Genomic DNA, 24,108 nt, shown 5'->3' with positions numbered 1-24,108 from the left:
CAGCGTCTGCTCCTGCATTTAAAGACGAGGCGGGAGTGCGCTTCAAGCCCAACCCTATCACCGCTGCCCTGCTGGCCGCGTTCGGCGCGATGCCGGGCTGGGCGCAGGCCAACGACATCACGCTGCAGGCCGGCTGGACGGCTACCAAAATCGCCAACCCCACCAGTGGCGTTACCGATATCACCACCACTGCGGTTCGCGGAACGACTGGTTTCAACCAGTTCGGCAATTTCACCGTGGATGCGAACAATACGGTGAACCTGCACGTGCCTAGCGGCGCCGGTACGCTGGTCAATCTGGTGCACAACGCCAGAACGCAGATCAACGGCACCCTAAACGGTCTGACTGACGGCAAGATTGGCGGCAACATCATCTTCGCCGACCCGCATGGCATGGTAGTGGGTGCCAGTGGCGTGGTGAACGTCGGCAGTCTCACCGTGACCACCCCAAGCGCGGCGCAGATGAGCCAGCTGGCCGCCGTGGCCAGCGGCGCCAGCGGTCCCGATGCCGACCGGGCCGCCGCCGAGCTGATGGCCGGCAAGTTCAACGACGGCTCCGGCACGGTGGAGATCAACGGCAAGATCAACACCGCCGGTTCGATCAACCTGTTTGGTGCTTCGGCCATCGTCGCCTCGGGCGCCTCGTTGCAGGCTGGCACCAGTGCCGCCGAGACAGTCTTCGTCAACACCGTCAACCTGCAGGGCGTTTCGGTCGGCACCGGTGTGGCCCAGGCCGATGGTTCAATCAAGATCGTTGGCCGCGATGGTGTGCAGGTCAGTGGTGAGCTGGCGGCCTTGATGGCCGATAACAGCGGCGGCCGAGTCCAGATCGCCAGTGCCGACAGCGTGGCTTTGAAGAGCGGTGCGCTGGTCAATACCAGTGGCGCCGCCGGCAAGAATGCCGGTGCGGTTATCGTTGAGGCGCCGCATATCACCATGGCCAGTGGTAGCAAGATCAGCACCACCGCCAGCGGCGCGGGCAAGGCCGGAGACATCACCCTGCAGGCCCTCAGCGATGTCAGCTGCACCTTCTGCGGTGACGACAACACCACCCCGGCCGACCTCGACGATCTGCCCACCAAGCCCAAGGCGATCTTCGCCGGCATGTCGGGCAGCGCCACCATCGCCCTGGACAGCGGCTCCACCCTGGACGCCAGCCACGCCAGCGATGGTAGCAAGGCCGGCACCGTTACCGTGCAGGCCCTGGCCACCGACCAGCAGCTGGCCGGCTGGACCAGCGCCAACGCCAGCATCACCGTCAATGGCCTGATCAAGGGCCGCGATATCGTCATCGATGCGCAGAGCAAGGCGATCATCAAGCCGCTGTGGGCCAGCAGCCTGTTGAGCCTGGACAACCTCACCGCTTTCGGTGAGCTGTACGAGTCGGTCAACGCCTACAATCGCGACGATTTCAAGTCGATGTTGGCGGCCGATCCGGGCAACTTCAGCGAGCTGCTGGCGCTGCAGGACATCATCGGCCTGCAGGTGGTCAGCTCCGACGCCAAGGTCAGCGTCGGCGCCAGTGCCGACCTCAACGCCAGCAACAACCTCAGCGTCACCGCCACCAGCACCCGGCACATCGACAGCAATATCAACGGCAAATTCGAGGGCATCAACAGCCTGGTCCCGTTCGGCCTGGGCCTGACCTACGGCAGCCTCAAGGGCAGCACCTCGGTGGAGGTGGCCAGTGGCGCCACGCTCACCGCCGGCAACGACCTGCTGCTCGAAGCGGCCAGCGACAACGTGCTCGACCTGGAAACCAAAGCGGTCAACAGCCACGATGCCGGCGGCAATGCCCTGACCACCATGGGCTTTGCCTTTGGCATGGCGGTGACCGATCTGGACACCCATGTCACCGTCAACAAGGGCGCGCAGGTCAATGTCACCCGCGATATCACGGCCCGCGCGGTGGCCGAGCAGACGCTGATCAACAACGTCTCGTTCGAGGCCATCGGCCTGGGCGCCAGCGGTGGCCCGGCGGTGGCGTTGTCGATGTTCGAGAGCAACACCAACAGCCAGTTCAATGCCGACCTGAGCAAGGGCCGTCACCTCAACGTCAGTGCCGTGGACGTGATTTACCAGCAGGCCAGCAAAGCCGAAGTCACGGTGGGCAAGGGCACGTCGAGCTTCCTGTTCTCCAAGCTCACCGACCCGGCCATCAGCTTCATTACTCCCAAGCTCACCAACCTGCTGGGCATCGCCCTGGACGAGAGCCAGCCCACCAATGGCAGCAAGCTGCGGGTGGGCTCGGCGGTGGCCATCACCCTGGCCGAGCATAACGCCCAGGCTTTGCTGGGCGCCGCGGGTAATACCACCCTGGGCGTGGATGTGAGCGGCGATGTCAGTGTGCAGGCCCTGCAATACCAGGCCAGCCTGCGCAACACCGCCTCCAGCACAATCAACTCCAACGTCAAGGAAAAGGATACCGCCGCCCGCTCCATGAGCGTGGCCATGGTCTATAGCCAGTTGGAGCAGAACACCAAGGCGCTGATCGGCGATAACGTCACGCTCAAGGCCAGTCATATCGGCGTCGGCGCCAAGAACGAAGTGCCGATCAACGACAAGGCTGCCGAGCCGTTCAAGGTCAGTGAATGGAACTCGCTGAGCGATGTGTACACAGGCCTCAAGGATATGGTCGGCGCCCTGAGCAGCCCGGGCGACCTGCCCAGCCAGTACGCCAACGCCACCGGCGATGCCGACAAGCTCGGCCTGGCCGGCGCCGTGTCGGTGATGAAGAACGACATCAATGCCGCCGCCTGGGTGGGTGACAACAGCAACCTGACCACCACCGGTAGCGGGGCATGGAGCAGCGAGCTGTGGCGTGACGTCGACCGCGACGGCAAGTTGCTGAAGCTGTGGACCCTGCAGACCGACAGCTGGAGCAACGTTACCCCGGCCAGTGGCAGCAACAACTGGGTAGCGCCGCTCAGCCTGTTGGCGGAAAACCGCGTGGAACGCCTGGCGGTGGCGGGCAACTTCGGTATCGCCCTGTTCGGCTCCAAGTCGGAAAAAGGCAACGCCGTCGGCGCTGGCCTGAACATCATCCTGCACGACAGCTCGGCGGTCGCCGGTATCGGTGCCGCTACCCAGGTCACTACCAAGGGACTCTCGGTGGCGGCCAAGGAAAAGGACCTGATCATTGGCATCAGTCCGTCCGCCGGCAAGGGGCCGAGCGCTGCGGGCAACGGCTCGCTGGTGCTGGCACTGCTGAACACCCGGGTCAATGCCTCGGTCAACAATGGCGCCACGGTGAAAGCCGATCGCGTGGACCTGGATGCCAGGCATGTTCTCGGCCTGTGGAGCGCCTCCGGCGCCCTGGGCTTCTCGGAAGACACCGGCGTGGGTGTCGGCGTGGCGGTCAATCAGGTCACCAGCGATATCCAGGCGCTGATCGGCGACAACCGCCGATGGCGGGCCCTGAGTGGCACCGGCGCATTGGGCGTGAAGTCGACCTGGAGTGTCGACGAGCTGGACCTGCAGGCCACTTCCAGTGGCCAGAGCAGCGCGTTTTCCCTGGCCGGTGGCGTGGCCCGCACCGACAAGGAAAAACAGGACGCCGACACGGCCAACCAGGACGCCTCCGGGGGTGCCCTGAGCAAGGCCACCACCTTGCTGGAGGCCGTGACCCAGGGCGTGTCCAATGTCCTGGCCGAAGCCAAGGCCAAGTGGAACCAGGTGAAGAGCCTGCTCGACGACGACCCGACCCGCACCGGCAACATCCCGGAATCGGCCCTGGCCGCGTCCGGCTCGGCCAGCGTCAACGTCTCGCGGCAGACTACCAGAGCGCGCATCGCCGATATCGTTCTCGACCCGCGTGACCCGAGCAAAGGCAGCAAGGTCTCGGTGCTGGCCCTGAACCAGACCCACCAGCTCAGCGGTTCCGGTGCCGGCGCCTTGACCCTGGCCAAGAACGGCAACCAGTCGCAGACCAGCTCGGCCATCTCCGGGGCCATCGGCGCCAACCTGTTGGCCAACGTCACCAGTGCCGAGGTGGTCAATTCCACCTTCGGCAGCAGCGATGTACTCAAGGTGCAGGCCGCCACCGATGGCGACCTGATCGCCATGGGCCTGGGCCTGTCGGCGGCCACCTCCGGCTCGCAATCGAACAAGGCCATTGCCTTGTCCGGCTCCTATGCCGACTTTGGCAACACCACCCAGGCACTGCTGCAGAACAGCACCGTCACCGGCCGTCAGACAGCGCCGGGCCTGATCCAGGTGCTGGCCTATGACCGCAGTCGCGCCCTGCTCGGTGGTGGCGCTTTCGCCGGCTCCACCGACAAGGGCAGTGCCTCGGGTGGCGCGGTCACCCTGGGCAACTTCCACAACACCATCAGCGCCGCCTGGCTGGGCAGCACCGCCAGCACCTTCGCCACCCTCGACGTCGGCGCCTACAGTGCCACGCAAACCCTGGTGGCCGCCCTCGGCGCTGCCGTCAGCGGGGCCAGCGGCGAAGCCAACAGTGGCTCGATCGTCGGTGCCTACCTGGACAACCAGGTCAGCGCCAGGATCGATGGCTACACCCCTGCTGGCGGCTCGCTGAAAACCTCCAGCCTGACCGGCGCTGCGGTCAACCTGCAGGCGCGCAGCGTCTCCAGCCTCAGCGACCTGGACAGCCAGTTCGACAGCAACGCCAGCGACACCTTCGCCGGTATCGGCGTGGATGCCGAAGACACCCTGGGCAACGTTTCCGTGGACGCCGACACCTCCGCCGGGCAGCAGGCCAACAGCAGCCAGTCGCTGTTCGACGGCAAGGTTTCGGGTGAGGCCATCATCGCCGTGGCCGGCAGCCTGGCCACCAGTGGCAAGAGCTCCGGTGGGGCGTCCTTTGCCATGATCTATGCCGGCAGTGACTACCTGGCCAGCATGGCCAACGTCACCACCGACCTCAGCGGCGCGTTGCAGGTGCAGGCTTACAACGCCACCGAAACCCTGGCCATCGCCGTGGGCGTGGCCGGCAGCGACAGCGCCGACTCGATCGTCGGGTCCGGTACCGCAGTCATCGACCGCGGCACCGTCAAGGCGCAGATTCTCGGCACCGCGACCAGCCATTCGAACATCAAGGCCAAGAGCCTCGATCTCACCGCACAGAAGGCCGGTGGCTATTACTCCCTGGCTGGTGCACTGGCCGTCAGCAAGGGCGATGCCCTTGGTGCGGCGGTCGCCCTGAGCGATATCGAACAGACCGTCGAGGCGCGCCTGCACTATGCCGACGTCACCCTGGATGGCAATGCCCTGATCCAGGCGGCGCAGCAGAGCAAAGTGCGCACCGCTGCCGTTTCCGGCGCCACGTCTGGCAAGGCCACCTATACCGGTTCCGTCACCTACAACCGCATTGCCGGTAGCACCAATGCGCTGCTGGCCAACAGCCTGTTCAGCGCCAAGGCGCTGAACCTGCAATCCGCCGAGCCTGGCCTGGGCGCCAGCATCTGGTCGCTGGCCGGCGCGGTTTCGGCTTCCACCGGCAACACCGCCGTGGGCGCGGCCGTGGCCACCAACCTGCTGACCACTACCCGCAACGCGTCGCTGCTCGACAGCACGGTGAACCTCAGCGGCGATCTGAACGTACTGAGCAGCCTGGACGGGGAGATCTACGGTATCGCCGTGGGCCTGACCGGCTCCAGCAAGGGTGGCCTCAACCTGTCCTCGGTGAACAACATCATCCAGGGCTCGGACACCGCCACCATCGGCAACAGCACCGTGACCCTGACCGGCACGGGTGATGTCACCGTCAAGGCCAGCAGCGACAGCGGCCTGACCATCGGCTCTCTGGCCGGTTCGGCCGGCGCTGCCGGCAAGACCTCCATCGGCGCAGCCGTGGCCTACAACGAGATCGCCGCCAACCGTACGGCGAGCATCACCGCCTCCACCGTCAAGGGTTTCCAGGATGCCCTGGTGCGCAGCGGCGCCGATCACCAGATCGACACCCTGGCCATTACCGCCGGTGGTGCCGGTGACCTGGCCGTCAACGGCGCGGTGACCACCAGCGTGCTCAAAGGCACCGACAGTGCATTGATCAGCGACTCCACGGTGGAAAGCGATGATCTCGATGTACGCGTCGAAGGCGATCGCACTCTCAACTCCCTGGCGCTGACCCTTTCTGGCAGCGGCAAGGTCGCAATCGGTGGTGCCGACAGTAATAACCTGATCACCCAGGTGCGTGACGCCAGGATCAGCGACAGCACCCTGAAGATCACCGAAGTGCTGAGCGTGCAGGCGATCGGCGATATGGCCGTCAAGTCGGCAGCGTTGGGTGCCGGTATTGGGGGCAATGTCGCTGCCGGAGCTTCGGTCGCCGTCAATCTGCTCAAAGGCAAGGACTCCGCCACGCTGAGCGGCGTGACCCTCACGGCTGCCAACACCGTGAAGGTGCTGGTGGAAGAAGGCGAGGCCACAGTGAAAACCCTGGCCGGTAACGTTCAGGGTGCGGGTACTGGCGCCGGCGCAGGCGCCGTAGCCGTCACCCAGGTCAATCAGGAACGCAAGGCGCTGGTGGAAAACAGCAATTTGAACTTGGGCGCCAACGCCAATTTCAGGGCCATCACCGTATCTGCCCTGACCGCGGCCGAGATCGATACGCTGGCTCTGAGCGGCGCGGGCGCAGGTACGGGGGCGGCGGTATTCTCCAACACCACCAATCTGATCGGTGCGGTCACCACCGCAGCGGTCGATACCAGCACAGGCAACGCCGACAATATCGCCATCACTGCCAAAGACACATCGACCATCAACGCGCTGGCCGGTGGAGCAGTAGCCGCTGGTAGCGTGGCAGTCGGCGTGGCAGCAGCGGTCAATCGCATCACCAATCAGATTGAAGCGCGCCTGTCGGGCAGCAAGGACCTCAGCACCTGGACGGTCAGCCAACTGTTGGTAACCGCCGGTTCCGAGGCGTCGATTCAATCGGCGTCGATTTCCGCAGGTTTCTCCGGCACCGCAGCGGTGTCAGCCGGCGTGGCGACCAACCTGATTCAAACCTCGGCCAAAGCGCTGATTAACGGCGGTGCGCTGGTCAAGGCCAGCGAAGACGTTGGTGTTCTCGCAAACAACCGCGACGTGATCCGTTCCGCGGCCATGGTCGTTGCTGGCAGCGGCAACGCAGCGGTGGCGGGGCTGGTTTCGGTCAACCAGTTGGAAAGTACCACCGAGGCGGGGATTTCCGGCGCTGCCACCCGGGTCGACGCACTTGGCGGTGGCACCAATGGGCTGCTGGTAGACAATGGAGTGTTGACCAACGCGCCGGACGTCAACAGTTGGGCCGATTCGAAGCAGTTCAATCCGGTTCTGGATCTGAAAACTGGCCTGGAAACCGTACACGGCCTTGCTGTTCGCGCCGGCTCGTTGCAGCAGCTTGGTCAGCTGAGCCTGAGTACTGCGGTATCGCTGGTGCCGATTGCCAGCGCTGCCGTTTCGGGCCTGAGCAATACCAGCCTGGTCAGCGGTAAAACCACGGCGTACATCGAGGACGCCAGGATCAACCAGGACGCCGGCAATGCCAGCAACGCCAGTGCTGGCCAGCAGGTCAGCGTGGCCGCGTCCAGCCACAGCTTCACCTTTGGCGGCGTGTTCAGCGGCGCGGTGTCCCTGGGTGCCGCCGCCGTTGCGGCCGCCATCGACACGGTGATCATGGACCGCGCCACCACCGCGCGCCTGAGCAACGTGACGCTCAACAGCCGTGGCCAAACCCTGGTTCGCGCCAACTCCACGCAAGCGGCGAGTGACATCGTCACCACGCTTGGCGGCGGCATTGTCGGCGTGGCCGGCAGCGGCGGCGTGCTGATTCTGAAAGGCAGCACGCAAGCGCTGGTTAACACCGGCAGCAAGCTCAATGTCGGCTCGCTGAAACTGAACGCAGCCTCGGTAAATCGCCTGGCGCCAAACGTCGCCACGTTGTCCGGTGGCGTAGTGGGCGCGGGTGCCAGCGTCGGTTATGCCAGCAACCAGAGCCTGGTGCGTGCCTGGCTCGGCGAGCAGGCCGGAGGCAGTGCGCGCACCAGCGTCGCCAGCAATGGCCAGATTGATGTCGACGCGAGCACCCACACCGGCATTCTCGCCACCGCCACCAGCGCCTCGGGTGGCGCAGCTGCGATGGCCGGCTCCACTGCCGTGGTGATGCTGGAAAACACCACCGAAGCCGGCGTGGGTTACGCCGATATCGGCACCAGCTCCACCTACGCCGGTGGCCTGAGCATCACCGCCAGGGACCGTCTCGATGCCCTGCTGGTCGGCGGCTCGGCGGCGGTCGGTGGCGGCGGCTCGGCAGGCGCAGCGGCCAGCGTGTTGGTGGCCAACAGCGCTACCCGCGCGCAACTGTTGAACAGCACCGCGTACCTGACCAATAAGCTCAACGTGGATGCGCAACGCGAAGTCGATGCGCGCCTGACCACCGTCACCGGCAGCATCTCCGGAGGCAGCTCGCTGGGCGGCAGCATCGGCCTGTTGTTGCTCGGCTCCGGCGTGCTCACGCAGGAGGGCAGCAACCCGCTGGACGAGCTCGACAACGGCGGCAACGGCACCCTGAGCTTGAGCGACAAACTCGGTTCGCACAGCAACGCCAACCTCGATTACCAGACGGTCAGCCAGCCGGCCAACGGCGACCGCGCCACGCTGACCACCGCCAGCAACAGCAGCGACACCGCGCGCCTGAACAGCGCCACCCGCAACGTGGCAGTGAAGTCACGCCTGCAGGACACCAGCTACAAGCAGGAAACCGTTGCCCGCGTCAGTGCCAGCACGGTCACCGCGAAAGGCGCCAGCAACGTCAGCGCCAGCGACAAGCTGTCGTCCAGCAACCTCGCCGGTAGCGTCGTGGTTGGCGGCACCGCCTTTGGCGCCGGCATTGCCTACACCTTGTCCAACGCCCGCGTCATTGCCGAAGTGCTGGGTGGCAACCTGAACAGCAACGGCCTGACCGTTAATGCCGTGGCGCAAAACCTCAACAGCTCACCGGCGGTCACGGTGAAAGCCATCACCGGCGCTGGTGGGCTGGGCATTGGCCTGGGCGCGGCAGTCGGCGTGGCGGTGATGAACAACCTCGTCAACGCCAACCTCAGCGGCATTGTCGCCAGCACCGGCGCGTTGACGGCCTCGGCCAGCGATAAACAAGCGCTCGACGTGCAAGCCCTTGGCGTAGCAGCCGGCGGCCTCGGCGGCGCCGGGCTGGTGCTGGGCGTGGCGGCGCATAACAGCACCGTCACCACCAACGTGGCCGAAAACTCCAAATTGAGCGGCAGCGATATCGGCCTGAGCGCAAGCTCCCAAGTGCCGGTCAGCCTGAAGGCACAAGGCGCTGCGGGTGGTTTGCTGGTCGGCCTCAATGCTGCGGTGGTCAAGGCTTCGGATGTCAGCAGTGCTGCTGTCACCATAGGCAGCGATGCCGAACTGAAGGCCACCAACAACCTGAGCCTGAAAGCTGAAGCGAGCCCGCAACTGAAGGCAGAGACCCTCAGCGCCGTCCTCGGTGGCGCAGTGTCGGCGGGTGCCTCGGTGATCGATGCGCTGGCCAAAGCCAGTACGCGTGTGATCATAGGCAACGGCGCTCTGCTGCAAGGCAAAAGTGCCAGCCTGAGTGCGCAGATCACTCGCAACGGCAGTAACGATACGGTCAATGTGCACGGCCTCGGCGTCAGTGGCGGCCTGGGCATCTCGGCTAACGCCGTGGTTGCCACCGCCCGCAACGAAAGCAGCAGCCTGGTGCAGACCGATAGCAGCAACCAGTTCGTCGGCCTGGGCGGCGGCAACTGGACCTTCAGCGCCAGCCGCGACAGCCGCCAGCGTGCCGCCGCAGAAGGTTACGCCGCCGGTTTCTTCGCCGTCGGTGCCACCGTGGCCAATGCCAGTGCTACCGGCAGCACACAGGCTCTGGTCAAAGGTCGCTTCAGCGGCAACATCGGCACGTTTACCGTCAGTGCCACCGGGGTCGTCGATAACCTAGCGACCGCAGCCTCCGGGCAGGGCGGCTTGATCAGCGGCGCTGCGGCACTTGCCACGACTGGCGATAGCAGTATCACCAAGGCCATGCTTTATGCACGCGGTAAAGACGACACCGTCGCCAACCGCGACTCACTGTTCCAGAAGGTGGTGCTCAGTGCCTTGCACCAGAGCACCTTCAACGCTTTCGTCGACAGCGTCAACGCGTCACTGGTCGGTGCCAGCGGTGCCCACGCCCAGAACGATTTGACGCTGACCACCACCAGCGAGCTGGCCGGCGGCTCACGCCTGCAAACCTACGCCTACGAGCAGACCGCCAAGGCCCTGGTAACCAAGGCCCAGAGCAGCGACTACAACGTGCGCTCCGGTTCCGGCGGCGTGGTCGACGCGGCCGCGGCGCAGAGCGTCTCTACCCTGGCGCTGAACACCAGTGCCCTGGTGGGGGCCAATGCCTACCTGCACCTGATCGGCGACTTCCGTGTGCCGGTCGACCTGTTGGTCAGCGCCTACAACCAGGTCACAGCTTACGACAAGGTGCGCCTGGACAGCGGTGGCGCAATCGCCATCGCCCTGGCTAAATCACAGGTGAACGTCAAGCAGAGCAAGGCTGGTGTCTCTATCGGTGAAGGCGCAGACCTGTCGAGCATTGGTGACATCGTGCTCAGCGGCAGCGGCGACTACACCATCGACACTGCGGTGATTGGCAAAACCTGGGGGCTGGCTGGTGCGGCCCAGGGAGCGACCCTGGCCAAAGTGGTCGCCGACTACGATGTCGACCTGGCGAAAAACTCCCTGCTGCTGGGCTATGGCGATATCCGCCTGTACGCCGGCCGCAGTGCTACCGGTCGCTCCAGCCAGGCGACGCTGACCGCGCGCACCGACCTGTGGAACAACACCGCCTTTCCGGTGCGGACCAAGCCCGATGCCGACGCTACCTACGAGCGTTACAGTGACATCAGCGTAGCGGCCGGCAGCCAGGTGAACAGCGTCGGCGATGTATTCGCTTACGCTGACAAAGGTTGGGGCAACCTGCTCGGTAAAGGCGTAGCCAAGGATCTTTATACCGAGGCCCTGAGCGCACTCGGCCTGTCGGTCGAAATCGAGTCGGGCAGCGCCACAAACGCCTCCACCAGCGTGGTGAGGGTCGATGGCGCGCTGAATTCCGGCTACTACAACAAGCGCTCGGTGCACATCGAGGGCCTGGAGTACTGGGTAAACGGAGTGAAGAAGACCCTGGGCGAGATCGCCGCGATGACCATCGCCGACAGCGACACCCTGGTGGTGAAGCCGAAGGTGACCACCAGCGACAGCAACATTACCTACCGCCTGAGCGAAGGCGTCTACTCGCAGTTCATCACCCAGCGCCTGGCTGACCTGGACAAACAGCTTGCCGACTACGGCCTCTCCACAGTCGAGCGCACCGCCATGACCGCCGAGCAGACCGTGCTGCGCAAGGCGCTGGACAAGCTCTACACCGAAATGGGCGGCAGCAGCGCCAGTGGCGCCAGCCTGGCCCGCGACCAGGGCATCTGGATCTTCGAATTGGACCCGATCCTGGCCAAGCCGGGCAACGTCTTCGTCACCGGCGATGCCCTGGTTGGCAGCGGCAGGCTCAACGCCCCGGGCGATGCGGCCATTACCGTGACCAACGACAGCTCGGCCTTCCTGCGCATTCTCGGCCTTGAAGTGCCCTACCGTGAAGGCGGCCAGTTGCTGTTCAACGACGCCTCGCTGAGCACCGCCTCGGCGATCAACAACGCCAACGCCACCGGTTACAGGGGCCAGGCCACCTTCTCGGCGATCACCGTCTCGGGCAACTCACCGGATCCGGTCATTACTGTGCTCAACAACTATGACCCGAGCAAAGGCATTGCCGGCCAGGATGGCCTGCGTGCGCCGGCACCGGATATCTATATCGCCGGGCGTATCTTCAACCAGCGTGGCTTGGTCACGGTCAAGGCCGAGTTCGGTAGCATCTACGCCAACGCCGACATCCGCGGCAAGACGCTGGCGATCAGTGCCGGGCGCGACTTCGTGCTCAACTCCGCCGACCCGTTCTTCCACGTCGGCGGCGACCCGGCCACCAACAACGACGGCACCAAGCTCACCAGCCCGGCGGCGGGCTCCGGCGTGGTGGCCGGCAACAACGTGGTGATCAGCGCCCAGTACCTGAACATCAACGGCCTGGTGCAGAGCGGCGTGCCTTTCTGGACCGCCAGCATCGACGCCAGCACCGGACTGGACGCGCTCATCGCTGCCGGCCAGGCAGCCTACGACGCGAAGAGGGGGCCGTCCTTCCTGCAGCTCAAGGCGCGCAACCTGCGTACCGGCGAGCTGGGCTACGGCTACGACTTCGCCACCCGCAGCATTGTGCTCGACTCGGTGGACGTGGCCGGCGGCTACATGGAGCTCACCGGCTATATCATGAGCACCGGCAACGGCCAGCTGAACGTGCTGGACGGCTACAGCCAGGTACTGGTGAGGAACAACAGTCACTACCAGATCGGCCTCAACCAGATCGACCTGGGCTCCGGCACCGAAGGCACCCTGCGTATCAACGATGTACGCCGCGACGCCTCGGGCGACGAATACGTCTGGTCGTCGATCTACACCCGCGATTTCAACACCGCTACCGGCCTTTACAACGTGATGCTGCGCCAAGGCTACAGCAACAACGTGCTGACCCAGGCCAACGTGCGCATCGGCGACGGCCGCGCCGCCACTTACACGCCAGTGAGCGGCCGTTCCTACGTGTGGCTCGGTGGCGCCGACCGTACCGCCACCACCACCAATGTCTATTACAAGGACAGCTTGTGGGGCGCCTTCAACGTGGGCGACGGTAACCTCAGTTCATCCACCACCAGGACCGGCGCCGAGCGCCCGATCGATGGCGCCGAGTACATGGGCACCAGCGGGGGCCTGGCCGGCGGGGTGATCAACAAGGAAACCGAGATCAAGGACACCGGTGACTCCAACACCGAGACCAGCCGCTGGACCAGTTGCGCGAAGAAGTTCATCTGGTGCCAGGTCAAGCGCAGCTGGATGCAGACCGTCACCGCCAAGGGCCAGAAGGTCATCAACCGCTACACCGTGGCGGCAGACAATGCCATCAACATCGGTTTCATCGGTTACGACAGCGGCCTGATCGACGTCAACTCGACAGGCAACGTGGTTGTGCTGGGATCGCTGTTCAACCAGAACGGCGATACCCGCATCAACACCGCAGGCTCCCTTGCCCAGGGCGCCGCCGGCGCAGTGCTACAGGCGAAGAACCTGACCCTGGACGCCGGCGCCGGCATCGGCAGCAGTGCCCAGGCCCTGCGCGTGCAGGTGGGCAACCTGCTGTCGGCCAAGTCGACTCAGGGTGATGTCGCCATCGCTGGTATCAACGGCGGTCTCAACATCAGCCGCATGGACGCGCTGGCCGGCAACCTCAACCTCAAGGCCCAGGGCAACATCACCACCGCCAACGGTGCGGTGCTGCGCGGCCACGGCATCAGCCTGACCTCTACCCACGGCGCCATCGGTGCCGCCGGGGCGCTGCTGAACATCGACACCAACACCGACAACGGTGCCGTCACCAGCTCGGCTGCCAGCCTCAACGCGCAGTCCGTGGGCGGCGTGTTCCTCAACGAGGTGAGCGGCAACCTGTCGGTGGATCAGGTGATCAGCGGTGGCGACGTGCACCTGAAGGTAGTCAACGGCGATATCGTCGATGGCAATACCTCGCTGTCTTATGACGAGCGCGACCTGGCCAAGCTGCGCGCCCTGTGGAGTGAGATGGGGCTCACCGGCGCTGAAGCCGATGCCGCTCTGGTCGAGCAGAAGGCACAAATGATCAAGGCCGGCCAGGCCAGCTACGAGCGCTACTGGAGCCTGCGTGCCGGCCAGGTCTTCGACCTGGAGCAGGTGGCATTCAGCAACGACCAGATCGAGCAGATTAAAAACCTGCTGAAAAACCAGATTCAAAGCCTGGATCCTGCCAAAACCGATGCCCAGGTCAATGCCGAGGTTACCGCCAAGCTCGCCGCCGAGCAGTTGCGTGCCGAGAACGATTACCTGGCGTTGCACGAGCAATTCGGCGGTGCGACCTATGACGCCCATTACCAATACGCTCTTTCGGCCAAAGAAACCGCAGACCTGGACAAAACCGCCAAGTGGAGCGAGGACCAACTGCGTTATTCGTTGTCCGCCGCACTGGTCAACCGTACCGACACCCAGGTGAAAATCGAGAAGGACAACATTCAGGCTGCCAACATCACCCTGGAGGCCAACCGGGTGGGCAAGGTGCTGGCCGACGACGTGCTCGTGGACCTCGGTGCTGGTGTCGCAAACCTGACCCAGGCTCAACTGGCCGCCTTGGGCGGTGCCGAGCTGGACGATATCTACGTCGACGACAAAACCCAGCCGAACAAGCTGCGTATCGTGCAGCGCGATGACCTCAACGTGACCGCTCGCGGCACCATTGCAGTTACCGCCAAGCATGATGTGTACCTGGGTGGCAGCAAAGACTTCAACATCTATAACGTGCAGGGCGATACCGTCCGGATCAAAACCGACGGCAATATCGAAAGTGCCCGGGGCAACAATGTGGTCGTCACCGGTGCCGATGTGGTGCTCGAAGCCTCCGCTGGCAACATCGGTGGCAATGGCAGCCTGCATGTCAATGTCAGTGGTGATCTGACTGCCCGCGCGGGCAAGGCCATCGCCCTGACTCAAGCCGGCAACCTGAACATTCAAAGCCTGACCGCTGGCGCCGGAGTCAACCTCAATGTGGGCGGTAACCTCATGGGCCTCGGCCTGGTTGGCGAGCACATCAAGGCCGGTGGCGACATTCTGCTCAGGCTCGGTGGCAACCTCGGTTCGGCTGCCCAGCGCATTCAGCTCAACAGCCAGACCGACAAGATCGATCTGGACGTTGACCGCAATGCCTATATCGGTGGCCGTCAGGGCACCGCGCAATCGGGCGATCTGAACATCCGCACGGCCAGCGTCGACGGGCTGCTGGATATTGCCCAGACCGATACCCTTACTCAGAGCGGCGACTGGAGCCTGGGCGCATTGCTGATGGACCTGGGTGCTAACTGGAGCATGGGCAGTGGCAACAGCGTCACTGCGCAGACCAGCCTGGACGCTACGCTGGGCAACAACGCCAACCTGGGTGCACTCAGTGTCATGGGCACCACTGGCAATCTGAGCCTCAAGGCCAAGACGTTGCAGAGCAACGCCGACGGTGTGCTGTGGAAAGCAGACTCTGTCAGTCTGACCAGCACGGGCACGCCAACCTCCAGCGGCGATATCGGTGCACTCAGCCGTTACCTGCGCGTACAGGGTAAAGACGTGAACGTCAGCGCCAGCGGCAAGCTGTTCCTCGAGCTGGCAGCAGGCGTCACCAGTGGCAAGCTGATCAGTCAGGGTGTTCTGAGCCTCAAGTCCATGGGCGACCTGAGCCTGGCCAAGGTGCAGAGCAAGACCGGTGCCGTGCAGCTGCGTGGCCTTGGTGTACTGAAAATCACCGAGCTGCTGGCCTACAGCGACATCGACGTGGATGGCAGCGGCTTCAGCCTGGCCAGCACCACGGTCACCAGCGAGCACGGCAATCTGCTGATGAACCTGGGCGGTGCGCTCAGCGCCGACAACGTCAATGCCAGCCAGGGGCTATGGAACCTGAAGGCCGGCAACGCCGATATCGGTACCGCCAGCATCGGCCATGCTGTCGACATGACGCTGGCAGGTGACCTCCGCCTGGATCAGCTGACCGCGGGTGGCGCCTGGACGCTGGATGCGCGCAACGCCAGCCTTGGCGTTGCCGACATCATCGGGCAGGTCAACACCACTCTGAGTGGCGATCTGCAGCAGCTCACCAGGTTGGTTGGCCAGTCCGACTGGACGCTAAAGGCGGTCAACGCCAGCATCGGCGAAGCCGACCTCAAAGGCGCCGTGCAGCAGACCGTAACCGGCATGCTGAACATGACCGACCTGAAAGCCGGTGGCCTGTGGAACCTCTCCAGCAAGACGGCGACCATCACCAAGGCGGACGTCACCGGTGCGGTCGACATGACCCAGACCGGTTTGCTGACGCTGGGTACCCTGCTGGGCGCCAGCACCTGGACGCTCGACGGCACCGATGCCTCGATCGGCAACGCCACCGTGAGTGGCCAGGTCAACACCACACTCAGCGGCAGCCTGCTGCAACTGACCAAGCTGGTTGGCCAGTCCGGCTGGACGCTGAACGCGGTCAATGCCGACATCGGCAGCGCCGATCTGCAAGGCAATGTGCTGCAGACCGTCACTGGCGTGTTGGACATGGACAGCCTGGCCAGCAAAGGCCTGTGGACCCTCAAGGGCCACACCTCGACCATCGGCACCATCTCGGTCGACAAGGCGGTGGACATCATCCAGACCGGCTTGCTGACTCTTAACAACCTGACTGGCAAGCAAACCCTGGTGCTTAATGGCACTGATGCCGTAATCGGTACTGCAGCTATCGCGGATACCAGCGCGATGACCCTGAGCGGCGATCTCAAGCTGGCCTCGTTAGCCAGTGGTGACGACGCCACTCTGAACATCGGTTCCGGTTCGGACATTGGCATCTTGAACGTCACCGGTGACCTGGACCTGAACGTGGCCGGCGTGCTCGACCTCGACTCGGCTACCAGCACCGGCAACACCTTGCTGCATCACCGTGGCCTGGCCGGTACAGCGCTACGTTATGGCGACCTGAATGTGGGCGGCAACCTGTCCGTGACCGGCCCAGGCAACTGGACCGGTAACGAGGCCACCGTAGTCGGCGATGCTACCTACGATGTGGGCAGCGCCGATCTGCACAGCCTGATCAGCAACACCGGCACGCTGTCGCTCGACGCGCTTGGCCTGTTCGCCGCCGATGTACTGAACAGCAAGACCCGCTCGGTGGTGCTGCAGGCGGGCTCCGCGGCGCTGGGAGCCGTCAATGCCGACACCTTCCTCAAGGCCAACACCAACGGCAACCTGACCATCGCCACCGGGCGCAGCGTCAATGACCTGACCCTGACCACTACGGCCGGCTCGCTGGGCACCATTCGCTTTGGCGAACTGATGAATCCGAATGCGCCAGGTGCGCTCGACACCGCGCATCTGAAGTCGGGGGAGAACCTGTACGTCGAGACCGATGGCGATGTCTTCGGTGGCAACGCCGAGGCCGAGTATCTGGTTTCGATCAAGGGCCGCAACATGACCTTCGGCCGTGTGCAGAGCCTGCAGGAAGATGTTTCGCTGATCGCCAGCGGCCTCTATGAAGAGGGCAATGGCAACATCACGGGTCTGCTGGTGGAAGGCAAGCGTGACGTCGGCATCATCGCTGGCGGCAACCTGACCATGCCGGAGGTGAAGTTCGGGCGCGCATACTCGCTGAAGGCCGGCCGCGATCTGACCGTCGGCATTCGTGGTGATCTGAACGTCAACGGCCTGGCAGAGGCCGGCCGCGATCTGCTGTTCAACATCGGCGGTAATGTCGATCTGCAAGGCATCAAGGCGGGTCGCAATGTCGACGTCACCTCCGGCGGCTTCATCAACCTGGATGACCGCATCGACGCCGGCGGGCACGTGAAGCTGCAGGCCAAAGGCGGTGACGTCACGGTCGGCCAGGGGATCTATTCGACCGGGCAGTACGACGGTCACGCCGTGGCCGCCAACGTGGCAATCGATGCCACGGGCAACGTATCCACTCCAGAAATCGTCGCTGCTGGTGGCAGTATCAATGTACAGGGCGGCAGCAACCTGCGTATCGGTACGCTGAGCGCCAAAGACGATACCGACCTGCTGGCAGGTGGCCTGATCCACGTGGCGGGTATCAGCCGCAGTGGCACCGATCAGCGCTGGACGGCCGGCAGCAGCATCGACTTCGGTCGTGTGCTGGCCGGCGGTTCGGTCGATCTCAAGGCGGTTGCGGACATCACTGGCGATGAAGTGGAGGGCAGCCTGATCAAAATCGATGGCCGCAATCTGCGCGTCACCGACCTGTCGTCCGACACGACCACCGACCTGCTGGCAGGTGGCCTGATTCACGTGGCAGGTATCAGCCGCAGTGGCACCGATCAGCGTTGGAATGCCGGCAACAGCATCGACTTCGGTCGCGTGCTGGCTGATGGTTCGGTCGATCTCAAGGCGGTTGCGGACATCACTGGCGACGAAGTAGAGGGCAGCCTGATCAAAATCGATGGCCGCAATCTGCGCGTCACCGACCTGTCGTCCGACACGACCACCGACCTGCTGGCAGGTGGCCTGATTCACGTGGCGGGTATCAGCCGCAGTGGCATCGATCAGCGTTGGAATGCCGGCAACGGCATCGACTTCGGTCGTGTGCTGGCCGGCGGTTCGGTCGATCTCAAGGCGGTTGCGGACATCACTGGCGATGAAGTGGAGGGTAGCCTGATCAAGGTCGCTGGCCACAGCCTGCGGTTTACGGACCTCACCGCCAATACCGATACCGACCTCATGGCTCGCGGCCTGATTCGCATCAGCAGCACCAGCCAGAGCGGCGGTAGCCAGAACTGGCATGCCGATGACAGCATCTTCTTCGACCGTCTTCTGGCGGGCGGCCAGGCGTTGCTCGACAGCATGCTGACCACGCAAGGCAACGTGCTGCGCGCCGATCAAGGCGCGACAATCAACGCCGGCTGGCGCAATGGCGTTGCCAGCAACGCCGATATCCTGCTCGGCCAAGCCACTGCATCGACTCTAAGTCTGTGGGCGGGCAGCCTGATCCGGGTCGCTGATGCCAACATCGGTCATTCGACCGACCTGCACGGCCAGGACATCGAACTCTATGGTCGCCACACCGGCTCCGGGCAGCTCAACCTCTGGGTGGAGGGCAGCGGCCAGGCCCTGGCGCGCCGCTTTGACACTCGCCTGCAAGCCGCGAATATCGTTTCACCGCGCCTGCATGTGATCGACAGCCGTATCGAGACCACCGGCAGCAAGGTGGATCTGCAGGATGCCGCTGGCGTCGACCGTCTCGCCCTGTACAGCGCTCAGGCGGTGCTTATCGCGGACAACACCACGCCGACCTACCGCCAGGACGCGGATGTGCAACTCTATGAGTTGGATAAAGCTTTCCAGCTCAAGCAGGACGGATTGACCACCACCACCAGCGCGTACGTGCTGCACCGCAAGTCGACGCACCAGGTGCTGGTGCAGAACTTCAGTGAGCAGCACGCGGCGACGCCGGGCGAGGGCATGTTGTATCAGGGCATCAGCGCGGCTCGCTACAGCGAGCAGAACCTGTCGGCTGGCTTGAACGAGCAGCGTATCGCGGCTGTCTTGCAGCAGTTGGTTCCAGTGTTGCCACTGGCCTCTGGCTGGGCACCGAGCTGGCGCGCGGCACCGATGGAAACCCGGATGAACCTTGAGATGGGCGCATCCGCGCCGGCTGACGATGGAGTAGAAGCGTGGGAGCTTTGATGATGGGGCGTTTCGCTGCGTTGTGCAGAGTCTCCAGCGGCATGTTGTTGGTGCTGACGGTTCCTTTGGCTCAGGCCCAGGTTCCGCCAGCTGCTATCCCGGGGCAGATCGATCCAGGCCTGCAGCGTGAGCAGTTGCAGCGTAACCAGGAGCAGCGTGCCATCGAAGATCGCGCCCGGCGTGTCGAGGTACCTGCCCTGCGCGGTGATGAGCCCGCCGAGCAGGTACTGCCGGATCAGGGAGAGCGCTTTGAGCTGAGCGGGGTCAGCTTCAACGCGTCGGTATTCCTGCCGCGCGAGCAACTGGAGCAGATTGCCAAGGCCTATGTAGGCCGTCCGATCAGCTTCAGTGACCTCAATGCGCTGCTGCGAGACGTCAATGCACTTTATGAAGCGCAGGGGCAGCTCACCGCGCGGGCAATAATTCCGCCACAGACCCTGGCCGATGGGCAGCTGAAAATCGTTCTGGTGGAAGCCAAGGTCGACAAGGTGGCTTGGCAGAAAACGCCGCGGGTCGATGAGTCGTTCTACACCGACCGGCTTGGCGTCGAGCCAGGCCAGGTGCTCGACAGCCCTGCCTTGATGACCGCCATTCAGCGCTTCAACACCACGACGCCAGGGCCCCAGGTGACGGCGAGCCTGGCGCCGGGGGAAGGTTTCGGCACGACCCGAGTGGATCTCGAGTCGTTCGAGCCAGATCCCTGGCAGTGGTCGGTGTTCGTCAACAATCACGGTACCGAAGGCACCGGGCGCGAGCAGTATGGCGGCAGCCTGACCTGGTTCTCGCCGACCGGTGTTGCCGATGCGCTGAATGCCGTCGTGGTTGCTACCTCCGGTTCTCAGTATGGCAGCCTGCGTTACAGCCGCCCGGTCAATCGCTATAACGGCGTGGTGTACGCCGAAGGCAGCGCCAATACCCTGGAAATCGAAAAGGGGCCGTTCGCAGCGCTGAATATCGAAGGCGACTCGCAATCCTACGGCTTGGGCTATGACCACCCGTTCTGGGTCAACGAGCACTGGAACCTGCAGGCCGGTGTTGGCTACAACCAGCAGGAGTCGGAAACCACCATCCAGGGCCTGAGCCTGAGCGAAACCAGCACCGATGAAATGGTGCTGCGCGGGCAGGTCGAATACCGCGCCGCGCCCTGGTACATGCGCTATGAGCAGCGGCTGCGTCAGGTATCCGCCGACAACCGCACCAACGGTGAGAGCGGTACTTTCCAGTTACTCAATGGCGCGGCCTATCTAAGCCGTGCGTTGGGTGAACGCTTCGAGGCGGTAGGCCGATTCGGCTGGCAGTACGCCAGCGACACGCAGGCCCTGCCGTCTGCACTGCTCTATCAGTTCGGCGGTGTCAGCAGCATTCGTGGCTATGATCCAGGCGTGATCGCCTCACCGCAGGGCGTGACCCTGAACCTGGAAACGTATTGGAACTACAGTGAACGCTGGAGGCCGTTCGTATTCTTCGATTATGGGCGGGCGATGGATTTGGGAACCGCCGATATCGACCTGCAAAGCGTCGGTCTCGGTCTGAATTTCAACTGGGGGCGCCGTTTGAGTATCAACCTGATCGCCGCCAACCCACTCAAGGATGTCGTGCCGGATCAGGACAGTGGTCAGGTTCTCGCGCAGATCATCATCCGCTAACTCATTTCAAGGGGAATCACACATGACCACGATGTTGCTCTACAAAGAAATCAAGGCACTCAACCGCGAAGATCACAAGACGCTGAAGCTCAAGCCCGCCAGCGACTGCGCCTTTGCCGCCAGCACCCACCTGGTGCCACTGGCCGGTCTTGAGTTCTTCCAGGCCGCACGGCATTACCCGATCGTCTTCATCGGTGAAGGCGACAAGGCCATGCCGATCGCGCTGCTGGGCCTCAAGGAAGGCCACAATGGCTACACGGACAGCGAGCATCAGTGGCAGGCGAACACTTATATTCCGGCCTTCGTTCGTCGTTATCCGTTCGTGCTGGCGCAGGACGATGCCAACAACTTCACCGTCTGCTTCGATGCGGCCCATGAAGGCTGGAACGAGGACGACGGGCGTGAGCTGTTTGCCGAAGACGGCAAGAACAGCGAGTTTCTCGAAGAGATGATCCAGTTCCTGCAGAACTTCACTGCGGAGATGGAGCGTACGCGTCTGTTCGTCGACAAGCTTAACGAGCTGGAGCTGCTGTCCAGCCGCACCCTGAAGCTGACTCACACCAGCGGCGAAAGCTTCGTGCTGAGCGACTTCCAGGCCGTTGACGAAGAGAAGTTCCTCAGCCTGCCGGATGACAAGGTGCTCGAACTGCACAAGGCTGGCGTGCTTGGCTGGATTTACGCTCACCTGATGTCGCTGGGCAACACCAACCAGCTGTTCGATGACTACCTGAGCAAGAAGCTGGGTGACGTCACCAAGCACTGATCGGCGCGCTACCCAGGCCGGGCGTTACTTCACGTGACGCCCGGCTTTTTTGTGCGCGCTCACCAGCTCAGGCGGTTGCCTTGCAGCCGCGCATGCCGGCCATACGGCCAGGCGAAGTTGGCGTCGCCGTGGCCGCTGGGCAACTCGCCGTAGAGCGGGATGCCGAAGGGTGCGAGGTACTCGCCGATGATGTCCTCGATGCTGTGCTGCACGCCGCGCCGCGGGCAATCGGTGAAACTGCCCAGGCACACCGCGGCCGGGCGGCGCTCGGCAAAGCTCTCGAACAACTGCCAGAAGCTGCGTTCCAGGCGGTAGTAGGGCTCGCCGACGTCTTCGAGAATCAGGATGGCGTTGTCCGGCAATTGCATGCCGGCGACGGTGCCGCAGCCGCTGGCCAGGGCGGTGAGGTTGCCGCCCACCAGTGGCCCTTCGACGAGCGTTGCGGGGCCGCTGATGTGCCGTACGGGCAAGGGCTGGCCGCAGTCGCGCAGCACATCCCACAGTGAACGCATGGAAGCCAGCCGCTCGCGCTGGCCGGTCGGGGCTGCCAGTGGCTGCAGACCGAGCGCGGTGGCGACCGGCCCATGAATGCCCGGCAGCCCATGGCGGCCGAAGGCATCGAGCAGCAGCGACAGGTCCGAGTAGCCGATCAGCGGGCGCGGGCTGGCGCCTTGCAGCAGCGCCCAGTCGATGCCGGGCAGCAGTTGCGCACAACCGTAACCGCCACGCAGGCACCAGACGGCATCGATGCCCGGCAGCGAGAAGGCTTCGTGCAGATCGTCCAGGCGCTGCGCTGGCGTACCGGCCAGATAGCGGTGGCGGGCGCGCGTATTGTGGCCCAGGTGATAGTCGATGCCCTGCACTTCGAGCTGCGCCAGGGTCGCGTCGAACACCTCGTCGGCAATGGCCGAGGCGGGCGCGATCAGGGCCAGGCGGCCGGCGAACGGCTTGCTCATCTCAACCCTTGCCCTTGGTGCGCGTCAGGTTGGGACCGCCGTTCTTTTCCAGGTACTGGATGATCATCCCGGCGACGTCCTTGCCGGTGGTGACTTCGATGCCCTCCAGGCCTGGCGATGAATTCACTTCCATCACCAGCGGGCCGTGGTTGGAGCGCAGGATATCGACACCCGCCACCGACAGGCCCATGACCTTGGCCGCGCGGATCGCGGTCATGCGTTCCTCGGGGGTGATCTTGATCAGGCTGGCGGTGCCGCCGCGGTGCAGGTTGGAGCGAAACTCGCCAGGCTTGGCCTGGCGCTTCATCGCCGCGATCACCTTGTCGCCGACCACGAAGCAGCGGATATCGGCACCGCCGGCCTCCTTGATGTACTCCTGCACCATGATGTTCTGCTTGAGGCCCATGAACGCCTCGATCACCGACTCGGCGGCCTTCTCGGTTTCGCACAGCACTACGCCGATGCCCTGTGTGCCTTCCAGCACCTTGATCACAAGGGGCGCGCCGTTGACCATCTGGATCAGGTCGGGAATGTCGTCCGGCGAGTGGGCAAAACCAGTCACCGGCAGGCCGACGCCGCGCCGTGACAGCAATTGCAGCGAGCGCAGCTTGTCCCGCGAGCGGGCGATAGCCACCGATTCGTTGAGCGGCACGACACCCATCATTTCGAACTGGCGCAGCACCGCGCAGCCGTAGAAGGTCACCGAGGCGCCAATACGCGGGATCACCGCGTCGAAGTCTTCCAGCGGTTTGCCGCGATAGTGGATCTGCGGCTTGTGGCTGGCGATGTTCATGTAGGCGCGCAGGGTGTCGATCACCACCATTTCATGGCCGCGCTGCTGCCCGGCTTCGACCAGGCGGCGGGTGGAATACAGGCGCGGATTGCGCGACAGCACAGCGATTTTCATTGGGCACCGCTAAGGTCGGTAAGCGAAGGTTTTTCCTGAACGTAGGTCAGCGCCGGATTGACCACCAGTTGGCCGTCGATCAACGCTTTGGAACCGAGCAACATGCGATAGCGCATGGTCTTGCGGCTGGCCAGCGTGAACTCCACCGGCCATGACAAATCACCGAGCATCAGGCTGGTACGAATAACGTAGCGGCTTTGTGCCTGGCCGTTGGAACTCTTGATGCTTTTCACCGTGACCAGGCGCGCTTCGCAGCGATGGCGACGCTGCACCTGGGTGCCGATGTAGGCCGTGAAGCGCACCCACTCTTCGCCATCACGCTCGAAGGTCTGGATGTCGCTGGCGTGCAGGCTGGATGTGCTGGCACCTGTGTCGATCTTGGCGCGCAGGCCGATGATGCCGAGCTCCGGGAGGTTGACCCATTCGCGCAGGCCGATCACGTTGAGGTGGTCGAATGTCTTCAAGAAAGGCT

The 24,108-nt window shown here is 63.9% G+C and carries 6 protein-coding genes; 3 read left to right on the top strand and 3 right to left on the bottom strand.

Annotated elements, in window-relative coordinates; all coding sequences use genetic code 11:
* The first annotated feature begins 35 nt into the window (after positions 1–35).
* Genes ACZ0AV_RS11495 through ACZ0AV_RS11485 form a run of 3 tightly spaced genes read left to right on the top strand, consistent with a single transcriptional unit; the run spans position 36 to position 21,773 of the window.
* A complete protein-coding gene (locus ACZ0AV_RS11495; RefSeq protein WP_499151135.1) occupies positions 36–19,364 on the top strand; it encodes a leukotoxin LktA family filamentous adhesin in 19,329 nt (6,442 codons plus the stop codon).
* Positions 19,352–21,010, top strand: coding sequence for a ShlB/FhaC/HecB family hemolysin secretion/activation protein (locus ACZ0AV_RS11490; RefSeq protein ID WP_499151134.1), 1,659 nt, complete (start codon positions 19,352–19,354; stop codon positions 21,008–21,010). The genes ACZ0AV_RS11495 and ACZ0AV_RS11490 overlap by 13 nt, the downstream gene beginning before the upstream one ends.
* A gap of 22 nt (positions 21,011–21,032) precedes the next feature.
* Positions 21,033–21,773 carry a SapC family protein gene (locus ACZ0AV_RS11485; RefSeq protein WP_499151133.1) on the top strand — a complete coding sequence of 247 codons (741 nt, stop codon included), beginning with the start codon at positions 21,033–21,035 and terminating at the stop codon, positions 21,771–21,773.
* Between the two features lie 59 nt (positions 21,774–21,832).
* Here the strand turns inward: ACZ0AV_RS11485 and ACZ0AV_RS11480 are convergent, their stop codons facing one another.
* The 3 genes from ACZ0AV_RS11480 to rimB are packed head-to-tail and all read right to left on the bottom strand — an operon-like array spanning position 21,833 to position 24,100.
* Entirely contained in the window at positions 21,833–22,729 is an 897-nt protein-coding gene (locus ACZ0AV_RS11480; protein ID WP_499151132.1) for a S66 peptidase family protein, read from the bottom strand.
* A gap of 1 nt (position 22,730) precedes the next feature.
* Positions 22,731–23,636: a 30S ribosomal protein S6--L-glutamate ligase gene (gene rimK / locus ACZ0AV_RS11475; RefSeq protein ID WP_499151131.1), complete on the bottom strand. Its 906-nt coding sequence runs from the start codon at positions 23,634–23,636 to the stop codon at positions 22,731–22,733.
* On the bottom strand, positions 23,633–24,100 hold the full coding sequence (rimB, locus tag ACZ0AV_RS11470) for a retropepsin-like aspartic endopeptidase RimB (RefSeq protein ID WP_499151130.1): 468 nt from the start codon (positions 24,098–24,100) through the stop codon (positions 23,633–23,635). Before rimB ends, rimK begins: the two co-directional genes overlap by 4 nt.
* Between the last annotated feature and the right edge of the window lie 8 nt (positions 24,101–24,108).

The sequence above is a fragment of the Pseudomonas sp. AC532 genome (assembly GCF_979258965.1).
Note: the sequence above shows the minus strand (reverse complement) of the source record. Positions and strands in the feature narration are given on the sequence as shown.